A 12,484-nucleotide genomic window follows, 5' to 3' on the forward strand; every position below is an offset into this window, starting at 1 on the left:
TTTGGTTACTTTCTCTTGGCGAGACAAGAGAAAGTGACTCGCCCGCCGGGGCGAGTCCCGGCCAACAGCCTCAAAAAAACGCAAAGCAGACCCAGGCACCAGCCCGCCGAAACGCCCCTCAAATCATCGGCGTAACCGCCCCATCCATCGCCACGATCGCCCCCGTCACATAACTGGCCTTCCCCGAAGCCAGAAACAGCACCGTATTCGCGACTTCTTCCGGCGTAGCAATGCGCCCCAGCGGCAGCCGAGCGGTGGCCCGCTTCAGCGCCTCGTCGGTATCGATGCCCTGCAGCTTCGCATCAGCCTTCATCCCTTCGGCCAACCGCGCAGTCAGCGTGAGTCCAGGATTCACCGCATTCACGCGCACCCCCTTGGCGGCATAAGCCGCAGCCATCCCGGCACTGACCAGCATCAGCGCCGCATTGGCGGCACCACCGGCCATGTGCACGGGACTCGCGACCTTGCCGCCCTGCCCGATGACATTGACGATGGCCCCACTGCCGCGCTGCCCCATGCGCTTGACCACCGGGTCGATCATGTGGATGTAGCTGAAGTACTTCGCATCCATCGCGTCGTGCCAGGCGGCGGGCGTGAGGTCGTCGGGCGGGGTGCGGCGCGCGGCGCCGGCCGAGTTCACGAGCACGTCGACGGCACCTAAGGCCTGCTCGGCGGCGTCGAGCGCGGCCAGGGCGGCCGCCGGGTCCTTGAGGTCGGCGGCATGCAGCGAGACGCGGCCCTCGGCCTGCGCGTGGGCCGCGAGCAGTTCCTGGCGGCCCTGTTCCAGGTTGGCCGGATCGCGCGACACCAGGCTCACGCGGGCGCCCTCGCGCAGGAAGCCGAGCGCGCAGGCCAGGCCGATGCCCTTGCTGCCGCCGGTGATGAGTACGTGGCGGTCCTGGAGTTCGAGATCCATCTGAGTGTCCTTGTGGGTGGTTGGCGGAGTCGCGTGGATTGAATCACCGCTCTAAGATCGCCGGATGAACGCTCCCACGGTATCCCTGCCCCGCTTCTGGTCACAGCTGTCCACGCGCGACTTCGCCGCGCTCGATGTGGCAGCCACGGTGGCGGTGCTGCCGCTGGGCGCCACCGAGCAGCACGGGCCGCACCTGCCGCTCGGGGTCGACACGGTGCTGGCCGACGGCATCGTCGCGGCGGCGCTGCCGCTGCTGCCGGCGGAGCTGCCGGTGCTGTTCCTGCCGACCCAGCAGATCGGCCTGAGCCCCGAGCACGCGCGCTTCGCGGGCACGCTCACGCTGTCGGCCGAGACGCTGATCCGCATGTGGAGCGAGATCGGCGCCGGGGTGGCGCGCGCCGGGGTGAAGAAGCTGGTGCTGTTCAACGCCCATGGCGGCCACGTGGGCGCGATGGACATCGTGGCGCGCGAGCTGCGCGCCGCGCACGGGCTGATCGTCTATTCCGCGAGCTGGTTCAACCTGCCGCTGGGCGAGGCGGGCGCCCGATTCAGCGCGCACGAGCACCGCTTCGGCGTGCATGCGGGCGAGATCGAGACCTCGATGATGCTGGCGCTCGCGCCCCAACTGGTGCGCATGGACGCGGCACAGGATTTCCGCTCCAGCTCCGAGCAGCGCGCGGCCGACTACGCGATCCTCGGCAACGGCAGGAGCGCGAAGCTGGGCTGGGCGATCGAGGACTACAACGCGCAGGGCGCGGCGGGCAATGCGGCGGCGGCCACGGCGCCGGCGGGCCAGGCGGTCGTCGATGCCGCGGCGGCGCAGCTCGCGCTGCTGCTGGCCGAGGTGTCGCGCCTGCCCTTGAGCACCGCGAACACCGGCCCGCTGTCCTGAAAAAAGAACGAGAGAAGAGCGGGGGCGCTCAGGCCTTCGCCAGCACCTCGGCGAACATGCCCGAGTCGACGTTGCCGCCCGTCAGGCTGATGCCCACCGTCTTGCCGCGCCAGCGTTCCCGCTGCTGAAGCGCGCCCGCGAGCGCGGCGGCACCCGCGCCCTCGGCCACGTTGTGGGTGTCGCTGAAGAGGATGCGCATCGCCTCGCCGACCTCCTCGTCGCTGACCGCGATCACGTCGTCGGCCTCGCGCAGCAGCACCTCGAGCGACTCGGGCACGGGCACGCGGCAGGCCATGCCGTCGGCCAGGCGCGTGCTGACCGGCGACTCGACCGGACTGCGCGCGCGGAACGAATCGAGATAGGCGGTGGCATGGGCCGATACCACGCCGACGATCTTGGTGGCGACGCCGCAGTGCGCGCGCGCCGCTGCCGCGCCCGCGAAGCCCGAGCCCAGGCCGATGGGCACGAACAGCACGTCGGGCGGCGCGTGCTTCAGCGCCTCGAAGAACTCGACGTAGGCGGTCGACACGCCGCGCACCAGCTCGCGGTGGAACGAGGGCACGCGGTGCAAGCCGTCGCGCTCGGCCAGCACGGCCGCATGCTCGGACGCGGCCTGGAAGTCCTCGCCGTGCTCGACCAACTCGACGCCGAGCGCGCGCATCGCGGCGTTTTTCTCGACCGAGTTGCCATGCGGCACCACGATGGTCGCGGCCAGGCCGTGGCGGCGTGCCGCGAAGCCCAGCGACTGGCCATGGTTGCCGCGCGTGGCGCTGATCACGTGGCGCGCCTCGGGCCGCTCGCGTGCCAGCGTCTCGAAGTAGGTCAGGCCGCCGCGGATCTTGAAGGCGCCGACCGGCGTGTGGTTCTCGTGCTTGGCCCAGAGCTTCGCGCCCAGGCGCCGTTCGAGCAGCGGCCAGGCGTACTGCGGCGTGGGCGGCATCGCCGCGTGCACGGTGGCGAGCGCGGCTTCCATTTCTTCGCGGGTGAATCGCATGGTGGTCACTTTCTTTCGGTCAATGCGACACGCACCGCCAGCGCGGCGAGCACGCTGCCCATCACGTAGCGCTGCGCGCGCAGCCAGCCTTCGCTCTTCGACAGCACGGCCGTGATGCTCGCGGCGCCGACGATCATCGCCGTGTTGACCACGGCGCTGCTGGCCATCTGCGCGGCGCCGAGCTGCAGGCTCTGCAGCAGCACCGAGCCGCGCTCGGGATGGATGAACTGCGGAAAGAACGAGAGGTAGAACATCGCCACCTTCGGGTTCAGCAGGTTGGTGAGGAAGCCCATGCGGAACAGCTTGCCCGGCGGGTCGGCCGGCAGCGCGCGGGCCTCGAAGGGGGCCGCGCCGCCGGGGCGCACCGCCTGCCAGGCGAGCCACAGCAGGTAGGCCGCGCCCGCGAAGCGGATCGCGTCGAAGGCCAGCGGCACCGCGAGCAGCAGCGCCGTGAGCCCGAGCGCGGCGGCGCACAGGTGCACCAGGAAGGCCATCAGCACGCCGCCCAGCGAGATCAGCCCGGCGCGGCGGCCCTGGATCAGGGTGCGCGAGACGCAATAGATCATGTTCGGCCCGGGCGTGAGCGCGAGCAGCAGCGAGGCGAGCGCGAACCAGGCGATTTCGGTCAGGGTCAGCATGTCAGAGTCCTCGGGATTCCAGGGTGACGGGGCCGCGCGGCGTGTCGAGCACGGCCACGAGGTTCGGTGGGCCGGCCTCGACCTGCAGCGCGCGCAGGCCGATGGCCGAGAGCGCGGCCGACAGCGCCGGCGCGCGCGGATGCGTGGCATGCAGCGAGCGCAATGCGAGGCCCGAGGCCGGCACGGCATCGACCGGATGCACCGGGCCCCACTGGATCAGCGTGGGCAGCGCGCCGTAGAACAGCCGCTGGCCGTCGTCGCGCACCGCGATCTGCCATTCGAGCCGGCCGGCCGCGGTGTCGCGCGAGGCCTCGAGCAGGTGGCCGCGGTCGATGTGCGCATGCTCCTCGCGCGCCAGGGCCTGGATGGCGGCGCGCGCATCGGGCACGTGCGCCACGAAGTGGATCAGCCGCGGGCCGTGCCGAGCGAGCCCGGCCTGCAGCTCGGCATCGTCGAGATCGAACCAGCGGCGCGTGTTCGGGCGCGATGGCGTCTTGCCCGGCTCGATCGCGATGATCTCGGCATAGGCGCGCGGAAAGGTCTCGCTCGCGACCTTCAGTAGCCGGTTGTGGGTGCCCATCAGCGGATGCGCGCCGCCGGGCGCGGGCACCACGCCCAGCGTGGCCTCGCACCAGGCCACGCCCTCGGCCAGCGAGGCGGCGGCGATCACGAGGTGGTCGACTTCGGCGTGCATGGCGCGGTCTTCCGGGTTCAGAGCGTGACGTTGCCGTCGATGCAGGTCACGGCATCGCCGCCGACCCAGATCCGACCCTCGGCGTCGCGCTCGATGTGGACGCGGCCCGCGCGGCCCAGGCACTGGCCCTGCGCGGCCAGGTAGCGCGCGGGCATGTGGCCGTCGGCGATCAGCCATTCGGCCAGGCTGGCGTTGAGGCTGCCGGTGACCGGGTCTTCCTGCACGCCGACCGGCTCGGCGAAGGCGCGCACCTCGAGGTCGATCTTCGCGCCGTCGTCCAGCGGCACGGCGGGGCGGTTGCCGAAGGCGCGCGCCTCGCGGTTCGAGCGGCCGATCAAGAGCGAGGTGTCGTGCACCGTGGGCACGCCGGCCACGCCGGCCTTCACGCCCAGTTCCTTCAGCGCGCGATGGTCGGGCGCGAGCGCGAGCACGGCGTCGGCATCCTCGAGCAGCAGGCCGAACCAGACCGGGCCGTTGTCGAGCACCTGCGCGGCGATCACCTGCTGCGCCTTCAGGCCCAGCGCGCCGGCCACCTTGGCCAGCAAGGCGGGGCTCGGCGCGCTGCGCTTGAGCGGCGGCGCCGCGAAGGCCAGCCGCGTGCCCTCGCGCCGCAGCGGCACCAGGCCGGCGCCGCATTGCTGCACCACTTGGCCGGAGGCCTTGGGTTGGCCGCCGGCCTGCAGCCAGGCATGGCAGCTGCCGATGGTGGGATGGCCCGCGAACGGCAGCTCGCCGCCAGGCGTGAAGATGCGCACCCGGTAATCGGCCGCGGGATCGGTGGGCGGCAGCAGGAAGGTGGTCTCGGACAGGTTGGTCCACTGCGCGAAGCGCTGCATGGCCGCATCGTCGAGCTCGCTGCCATCGATCACCACGGCCAGCGGATTGCCGAAGTAGGGATGGGCGGTGAAGACGTCGACTTGCTTGAACGGGCGGGATTTCATTTCTTACTCGAGAGGGAGATCGAGCACGCCGCGCGCGCCCGGACGGAGGAGCAGGTCGTTGAACCAGCGCTCGACATTCGGCCAGCCGGGCCGGCGGTACTCGGCGGCCGGCAGGTTGAACCAGCGGTGCGCCTCGCAGCCGATCGGGATGTCGGCCATGGTGAAGCGCTCGCCGGCGATGTAGGGGTGGCGCGCGAGGTGGGCGTCGAGCAGACCGAACAGCGCCTCGCTCTCGCGCACCGAGGCCTCGATCAGCGCCGGCTGGCGTTCGGCCGGCGGCGTGCGCACCCATTGCACGAAGGCATCGCGGCTCGCGCGGTTGAGGGTGGTCTGCTGCCAGTCCATCCAGCGCTCGGCGTCGAAGCGCGCGGGCAGGTCGGCCGGGTAAAAGGCACCGTGCGAGTACTTGGCGCAGAGGTAGCGCACGATCACGTTCGACTCCCAGAGCACCACGCGCTCCGCGCCCTCGCCGTCGTCGATGGTGGGCACCATGGCGTTGGGATTCAGTGCCAGGTATTCCTCGGTCTGCACCACGCCGAAGCGGCCGCCGGCCTCGGTGCGCTGGAAGTCCAGCCCGAGTTCCTGCGCGCACCACACCACCTTGCGCACGTTGATCGAGCTGATGCGGCCCCAGATGTTGAGCATGTCGTCGTCTTTCCTTGAAATTGGGTGTTCGGGTCAGTCCCGCATGATGCGCGCGGTGCCCGAGACGCGGATCGAGCTGCCGGGCGCGGCCGGGATGCCGGCGTGCAGGCGCGACAGCATGCCCATGTCCTCGCCCTGCACCACGTCGATCGCGCCGCCGTGCGGCCAGCCGATATCGCGCAGGTAGCCCGCCAGCGCTGCGGTGGCGGCGCCGGTCGCGGGGTCTTCGTAGACGCCGCCCGAAGCGAAGGGATTGCGCGTGTGGAAGCGCTGCGCGCTCTCGGCATGCAGCAGCACGATGGTCGTGAGATCGAAGCGGGCCATCAGCGCGCGGCCGGCCTCGAGCTCGTAGCGCATCGCCGCCAGCGCCGCGCGGCTCTCGAGCGCCAGCACCAGGTGATCGGCACCCGCATGGGCGACGGCCGGCGGGATGCGCGCATCGAGCGCGGCCGCGTCGAGACCGAACAGCGCCAGCGCGGCCGACAGCAGGGCCGGCACGGCGGCGGCGCTGCGCGTGGGCGGCGATTGCAGCGCGGCCTCGACGGTGGCGCCGTTGCGGCGGCCCTCGACCGTGATCCGCGCCTGGTTCAGCGTGAGCGGAAACACGCCGTCGCCGTGCTGCAGCGCGAGCGCCGCGCCGAGCGCGATCGTCGCGTGGCCGCAGAACGGCACTTCGGACTGCGGCGCGAAGTAGCGCACGCGCCAGCCGTCGCCGGTGCGCGCGGCGAAGGCGGTCTCGGAGAAGCCCACGTCGGCGGCGATGCGCTGCATCCGCGCCTCGGGTGGCAGGGCCTCGGCGATGACGACGCCGGCGGGATTGCCGCCTTGCTCGCCATCCGAGAAGGCCGCGATCTTCAGGACATTCATGGGGACCTTTTCAGCGCGGCACGGGTCGGTCGAGGAACAGCAGGCGCACCGCGAGCGCCAGCATCACGGTGGCGAGCAGGCCGCGCTGGAATTTCTCGGCGCCGGGGCGGCGCTGCAGCCAGCGCCCGACCTGTCCGCTGCAGGCGCCCAGCAGGGTGTTGAAGCCCAGCGCCGCCAGCGACAGCACGATGCCGAGCTGCACCAGTTGCAGCGGCACGCTGCCGCGCGCGGGATCGACGAACTGCGGCAGGAACACCATGAAGAACAGCAGCGCCTTCGGATTGACCAGGTTGTTCAGCAGGGCCATGCGCACGATGCGGCCGAAGCCGGCCGGCCGCGCCTGCACGCCCGGGCGCAGGCCGCCGCCGCTGCGCAGCGCCTGCGCGGCGAGCCACAGCAGGTACAGCGCGCCCGCGTAGCGAAGCAGGTCGAAGGACGGCGGCCAGGCGGCCACCAGCGCGGTCACGCCGGTGGCGGCGAACAGCGTGTGCACCAGGTCGGCGGCCGAGATTCCGAGCGCCGCCGCGAAGCCGCCGCGCGGGCCATGGGCCACGCCGTGCGAGAGCACGAAGGCCATGTTCGGGCCCGGCGACAGGAACAGCGCCAGCACCGCGAGCAGGAACAGCGAGAGGGTGGCGAGGCCGATCAAGACAGGCTCCGGTGGCTGCGCGCGCTCAGATCTGCGCGGCCGCGAGCTGCTTGTCGCCGGCCAGCGCGAGCTCCTCGCGCACCGTTTGCGCCAGCGCGGCGATCGCGGTGTCGATCTCCTCGACGCTCGCGGTCACGAACGACAGCCGCAGCGTGCGCGCGTCGCCTTCGCCGGCATAGAAGGGCGCGCCGGGCACGAAGGCCACGTTGCGCTCGACCGCCTTGGGCAGCAGGGTCACGGTGTCGATGCCCTCGGGCAGGCGTGCCCACAGGAACATGCCGCCCTTGGGCGCGTTGAACTTCACGTCCAGGCCGGCCATCTCGCGCGTGAGCGCGGCGCTCATCGCATCGCGCTGGCGCTTGTAGAGCGCGCGGATGGTGGGCACGTGGCGCTCGAGGAAGTTGTCCTTCATCACGGCCGACACCATGCGCTGCGTGAAGATCGGCGTGTGCAGGTCGACCGCCTGCTTGGCCTGCAGCAGCTTCGGGTAGATGGACTTGGGCGCCACCAGGAAGCCCAGGCGCAGGCCCGGTGCCAGCACCTTCGAGAACGAACCGAGGTAGATCACGCCCTCGGGGTTGCGCGCGGCCAGCGGCAGCGGCGGGGCTTCGTCGAACCAGAGCTCGCCGTAGGGGTTGTCCTCGACGATCGGCAGGCCGGCCGCGGCGGCGGCGGCCGACACGGCGGCGCGCCGTTCCTCGGTCATGGTGCGGCCGGTGGGGTTCTGGAAGTTGGGCAGCAGGTAGATGAAGCGTGCATCCTTGGCCTTGGCGACCAGGTCCTCGACGATCACGCCGTCGTCGTCGCTGGCCACGCCCACGGGGTTGGGTTCCATCGGGCCGAAGGCCTGCAGCGCGCCGAGGTAGGTCGGGGTCTCGACCAGCACCTTGCTGCCCGGATCGATCAGCACCTTGGCGACCAGGTCGAGGCCCTGCTGCGAGCCGGTGGTGATCAGCACCTGCGAGGGATCGACGTTCCACGGCAGCATGTCGGCCACCGCCTGGCGCAGCGGCGCGAAGCCCTCGCTGGCGGCGTACTGCAGCGCGGCCTGGCCGTCGTTGTGCAGCACCTCGGCGCAGGCGTCGGCGAAGGCCTGGATCGGGAAGGTCTTGGGCGAGGGCAGGCCGCCGGCCAGGCTGATGATGCCGGGGCGCTCGGTGACCTTGAGGATTTCACGCAGCACCGACGGGTTCATCTTGGCGGCGCGGGCGGCGAGTTTCCAGTTCATGGGAGTCTTCTTTCTGACGGTGAGGGGCGATGCGAACGAACGGGGTGCGGATGCGAGGGTAAGACGGCGGGCGCGATCAGTCCACGGCGCCGACGGGCCCGCGAATGGCGGGGGCGGCGGGCGCCGGCGGCTGCGACAGCCGCTTGCCGACCACCACCGTGGCCACCACCGCGGCCGCGAAGCCCAGCGTGACCACGTCGAGCGGCTCGCCCAGCAGCGGGATCGACACCAGGATCGAGAGGAAGGGCTGCAGCAGCTGCGTCTGGCTCACGCGCAGCGCGCCGCCGAGGGCCAGGCCGCGGTACCAGGCGAAGAAGCCGATCCACATCGAGAACATGCCGACGTAGACGAAGCCCAGCCAGGAGGCGGTGGCGATCGGCTGCACGGGCCACAACACGAGCGTGGCCGGCAGGGTGACCGGCAGTGCCATCACGCAGACCCAGCAGATCACGCGCTCGGCGCCGAGCGCGGGCGTGACCTGCGCGCCGTAGATGTAGCCGAAGGAGGCGGCGATCACGGCGCCGACCAGCAGCAGGTCGGCCCATTCGAAACCGAAGCCGTGGCCGTTCTGGCTTGCGCGCACCAGCGAGAACACCACCACCAGCAGGCTGCCCGCGATGGCGCAGAGCCAGAAGCCGAGCCGCGCGCGCTGGTGCAGCACCCAGGCCGCAACCGCGGCCGTGACCAGCGGCAGCAGCGCCGTCACCACCGCCGCATGGCTGGCCGTGACCACGCGCAGCGCATAGGCCAGCAGCAGCGGAAAGCCGATGCAGTTGCCGAGCACCGCGATGCCCAGCGGCCTCCACTGGTGGGGCGCCGGCCGCGGCGAGCGCGTGACCAGCAGGAACACGGCCGACAGCAGGCCCGCGAGCGCGGCCCGGCCGAGCGTGACGAACCACGGCGAGAGCTGCGGCTGCGCCTGCGTGCCGGTGGCCAGCCGCGTCATCGGCAGCGTGACCGCGAACAGCGCCACGCCGATCACGCCGAGCCACATGCCGAGGGTTTCGTCCTTGATCTTCATGGCGGACCTAGACGCGCAGCATCCACCAGGCGGTGAGCACCAGCACGGCGGCCATCGCGCGGTTGAACCAGGCGAGGCGCTGGCCCTTCGACAGCCATTCGCGCAGCAGCGCGCCGGCCAGCGCATAGGTGAAGTTGCTCGCGAAGGCGTAGACCAGCATCACGGGCGCGACGATGGCGAAGCGGTGCAGCGGCTCGGCCTGGCCCGCGATCCAGCCGGCCACCAGCGTGAGCGCCAGCAACCAGGCCTTGATGTTGAGGAACTGCAGCGCCACGCCCTGCACGAAGCCGACCGACAGATTGGCATCGTCGGCGCGGCCCAGCGTGGTGCTGGTGGCGAGCTTGAACGCGAGGTACAGCAGGTAGGCGATGCCCAGCGCCTTGATGGCCCAGCGCAGCGCGGGCGCCGCCATCACCAGCGCGCCCAGGCCGGCCGCGCACAGCGCGAGCAGCAGGGTCCAGCCCACGGGCACCGCGACCACGAAGCGCATCGCGCGCGGCAGGCCGCCGTTGGCCGCGAGGGTGGTCGACAGCGTGGTGTTGGGGCCGGGCGAGAAGCTCATCGCCGTGGCCAGCACCAGCAGGGCGGTGAATTCTTGCCAGTTCATGACACACACTCTAAACTTTGGACCATTACAGTTCCAGTACAGATGGTCGTACACACTGCCAATCTGTATCGGGCTTGCGTACAACACAGATCGAACGCCGATGCTGACACGAACCTCGTCCCAGTCGCTGACCGCCCAGCTGGCCGATCGCCTGGCCGAACGCATCCGCAACCGGCTGCTGTTGCCGGGCGCGCGCCTGCCCTCGGTGCGCGAGTGCGCGCGCCAGCAGGGCGTGAGCCCCTACACCGTGGTGGCCGCCTACGACCAGCTCTTGGCGCTCGGGCTGGTGGAGGCGCGGCGCCAGCGCGGCTTCTTCGTGCGCGATTCGGGCCGCGATCCCGGCCGCGACCCGGCCCAGCCGCCCGGCGACCCGCTGCAGGTCAGCGCGCTGTCGATGGTCACGCAGATGATGGCCTCGCGCACGCCGGCCGACGCCAGCTCGCTGATCCGCAGCATGTTCCACCGCCCGAGCGACAAGCCGCAGCCCGGCATGGGCGTGTTCCCGCCCGACTGGCTCGATTCCTCGTTCATGCCGACGGCGGTGCGGCGCATGACCAGCACCGCGATGCTGCAGGAGCTGTCGCTGCAGTACGGCGAGCCCGCGGGCGACGCGGCGCTGCGACGCAGCCTGTCGCAGAAGCTGGTGGGCATCAACGTGCCGGCCGCGCCCGACCAGATCGTGACCACCATCGGCGCCACCCATGCGCTGGACATCGTGAGCCGCACCATGCTGCGCGCCGGCGATCCGGTGATGGTCGAGGAGCCCGGCTGGGCGCTCGAGTTCGCGCGCCTCGAGGCGCTGGGCATGCGCATCCTGCCGGTGCCGCGCCGCGCCGACGGGCCCGACCTCGACGTGATGGCGCAGTACTGCGCGCTGCACAGCCCGAAGCTGTTCGTCAGCGTGAGCGTGCTGCACAACCCGACCGGCTACAGCCTGTCGCCCAACAGCGCGCACCGCGTGCTGAAGCTGGCCAACGAGCACGACTTCCACATCGTCGAGGACGACACCTACAGCCACCTCGCGCCCGAGCACGCGACCCGGCTCAGCGCGCTCGACGGGCTGCAGCGCACCATCTACGTCAGCGGCTTCGCGAAGATCCTCGCGCCCAACTGGCGCATCGGCTTCCTGGCCGCCTCGCCCGCGCTCAAGGAGCGGCTGCTCGAGACCAAGCTGCTGGCCACCCTGACCTCGCCCGCGCTGTTCGAGCGGGCGCTCTCGTGGTGCATCGACCAGGGCCAGCTGCGGCGCCATTCGGAGCGCGTGCGCATCCGGCTGGAGGGCGCGCGCGCGCGCGCCGCCAAGCTGGTGCTGGCGCACGGCTGCACCTTCGCGTCCGAGCCCGCGGGGCTGTTCGGCTGGGTCGACACCGGCGTCGACACCGACGTGCTGACCCAGCGCATGCTCGACCAGGGCTACCTGTTGGCGCCGGGCTCGCTGTTCCATGCGCGCCGGCCGCCCACCACGCTGATGCGCATCAACTTCGCCAGCTCGCAGGACGCGAGCTTCTGGAAGGTCTTCGCCAGGACGCGCGACGAGCTTTGAGCCGGGCGGGGCGGGCCCTGCCTTGGAGTAAGCTGGCAGCACAACACCCGCCAGACCGGAGACCTGCCGCATGAACAAAGCCAGCCAACCCTTCGATTTCAGCCAGTTCGTACCCGGCTTCGACTTCCTCAAGAACCTCGCGGCCGGCGCGAGCGGCGCCGGTTCCGTGCCCGGCATCCCGAGCATGGCGAGCTGGGTGGCGCCCACCATGAGCGTCGAGGAGGTCGACAAGCGCATCCAGGAACTCAAGACGGTGCAGTACTGGCTCGAGCAGAACGGCCATGCGCTCAAGGCCACGATTCAGGCGCTGGAGGTGCAGAAGATGACGCTGTCCACCCTGCGCGGCATGAACGTGCGCATGGAGGACCTCGCGGGCGCGTTCACGCGGCAGGCGAATGCGGCGGCCGCGGCGGTCAGCCCGGCGCCGGCAGCCGCGGCGCCCGAACCCGAGGTCGAGCTCGAGGACGAAGAGGAACTCGACGCGGAGGAAGAGGAAGAGGAGGAAGAGGCACCGCCGTCGCGCCGCAAGGCCAGGCCGGCCGCCAAGGCCTCGGCCAAGTCCGCCGCGGGCGATGCCGCCGGCGGCGCGGTCGACCCGCTCAAGTGGTGGGGCTCGCTGACCGAACAGTTCCAGCAGATCGCGAGCACCGCGCTGCAGGACGCGGCCCAGCTCAAGATGCCGGCCGTGACCCAGCCGCTGGCCGACGCCGTCGGCAAGGCCATGGGAACCGCGAGCGCCTCGCGCAAGTCCACCCCCCGCAAGGCCTCGACGGCCGCCAAGCGACCGGCGGCGAAGAAGCCGGCCGCGGCGCCCGCGGCCCGCAAGCGAACGGGCGGCCGACGCTGAGC

14 protein-coding genes are annotated in these 12,484 nt (G+C 71.3%); 3 read left to right on the forward strand and 11 right to left on the reverse strand.

From position 1 onward, the window contains the following. Positions 1-118: 118 nt before the first annotated feature. Positions 119-916, reverse strand: a complete 798-nt coding sequence (locus ACODT0_RS05245) for an SDR family oxidoreductase (protein ID WP_489040784.1) — start codon at positions 914-916, stop codon at positions 119-121. A gap of 64 nt (positions 917-980) precedes the next feature. Here ACODT0_RS05245 and ACODT0_RS05250 point away from each other — a divergent pair, with 64 nt between their 5' ends. Further along, the gene (locus tag ACODT0_RS05250; RefSeq protein WP_489040785.1) at positions 981-1,808 is read left to right on the forward strand and encodes a creatininase family protein; all 828 of its coding nucleotides are present in this window, start codon (positions 981-983) and stop codon (positions 1,806-1,808) included. Between the two features lie 28 nt (positions 1,809-1,836). Here ACODT0_RS05250 and ACODT0_RS05255 read toward each other — a convergent pair whose 3' ends face one another. The 10 genes from ACODT0_RS05255 to ACODT0_RS05300 all read right to left on the reverse strand — a co-directional run bounded on the left by ACODT0_RS05255 (position 1,837) and on the right by ACODT0_RS05300 (position 10,092). Next, positions 1,837-2,802, reverse strand: a complete 966-nt coding sequence (locus ACODT0_RS05255) for a threonine dehydratase (protein WP_209542446.1) — start codon at positions 2,800-2,802, stop codon at positions 1,837-1,839. Between the two features lie 5 nt (positions 2,803-2,807). Beyond that, complete coding sequence (locus ACODT0_RS05260) at positions 2,808-3,440, reverse strand: LysE family translocator (RefSeq protein ID WP_261214929.1); 633 nt, start codon at positions 3,438-3,440, stop codon at positions 2,808-2,810. Position 3,441: 1 nt separating this feature from the next. After that, positions 3,442-4,134, reverse strand: a complete 693-nt coding sequence (locus ACODT0_RS05265) for a VOC family protein (RefSeq protein ID WP_489040786.1) — start codon at positions 4,132-4,134, stop codon at positions 3,442-3,444. A gap of 17 nt (positions 4,135-4,151) precedes the next feature. Beyond that, positions 4,152-5,075 (reverse strand): PhzF family phenazine biosynthesis protein, encoded by a 924-nt coding sequence (locus ACODT0_RS05270; RefSeq protein ID WP_489040787.1) that lies wholly within the window; start codon positions 5,073-5,075, stop codon positions 4,152-4,154. 3 nt (positions 5,076-5,078) lie between these two features. Continuing rightward, entirely contained in the window at positions 5,079-5,720 is a 642-nt protein-coding gene (locus ACODT0_RS05275; RefSeq protein ID WP_057590903.1) for a glutathione S-transferase family protein, read from the reverse strand. Positions 5,721-5,753: 33 nt separating this feature from the next. Beyond that, positions 5,754-6,587 (reverse strand): PhzF family phenazine biosynthesis protein, encoded by an 834-nt coding sequence (locus tag ACODT0_RS05280; RefSeq protein ID WP_489040788.1) that lies wholly within the window; start codon positions 6,585-6,587, stop codon positions 5,754-5,756. Between the two features lie 10 nt (positions 6,588-6,597). Further along, positions 6,598-7,236 carry a LysE family translocator gene (locus tag ACODT0_RS05285; RefSeq protein ID WP_489040789.1) on the reverse strand — a complete coding sequence of 213 codons (639 nt, stop codon included), beginning with the start codon at positions 7,234-7,236 and terminating at the stop codon, positions 6,598-6,600. Between the two features lie 25 nt (positions 7,237-7,261). Next, positions 7,262-8,464, reverse strand: coding sequence for an aminotransferase-like domain-containing protein (locus tag ACODT0_RS05290; RefSeq protein ID WP_057590906.1), 1,203 nt, complete (start codon positions 8,462-8,464; stop codon positions 7,262-7,264). Positions 8,465-8,540: 76 nt separating this feature from the next. Next, a complete protein-coding gene (locus tag ACODT0_RS05295) occupies positions 8,541-9,485 on the reverse strand; it encodes a DMT family transporter (RefSeq protein WP_057590907.1) in 945 nt (314 codons plus the stop codon). Positions 9,486-9,492: 7 nt separating this feature from the next. Then, a complete protein-coding gene (locus ACODT0_RS05300) occupies positions 9,493-10,092 on the reverse strand; it encodes a LysE family translocator (protein WP_261214941.1) in 600 nt (199 codons plus the stop codon). A 100-nt stretch (positions 10,093-10,192) separates the two neighbouring features. Between ACODT0_RS05300 and ACODT0_RS05305 the strand changes: the two genes are divergently transcribed. Both ACODT0_RS05305 and ACODT0_RS05310 read left to right on the forward strand, forming a co-directional pair. Next, on the forward strand, positions 10,193-11,635 hold the full coding sequence (locus ACODT0_RS05305; RefSeq protein ID WP_057590909.1) for an aminotransferase-like domain-containing protein: 1,443 nt from the start codon (positions 10,193-10,195) through the stop codon (positions 11,633-11,635). A gap of 70 nt (positions 11,636-11,705) precedes the next feature. Then, positions 11,706-12,482: a PhaM family polyhydroxyalkanoate granule multifunctional regulatory protein gene (locus tag ACODT0_RS05310; RefSeq protein ID WP_489040790.1), complete on the forward strand. Its 777-nt coding sequence runs from the start codon at positions 11,706-11,708 to the stop codon at positions 12,480-12,482. The last annotated feature ends 2 nt before the right edge of the window (positions 12,483-12,484 follow it).

The organism is Variovorax sp. FG153, assembly GCF_057809595.1.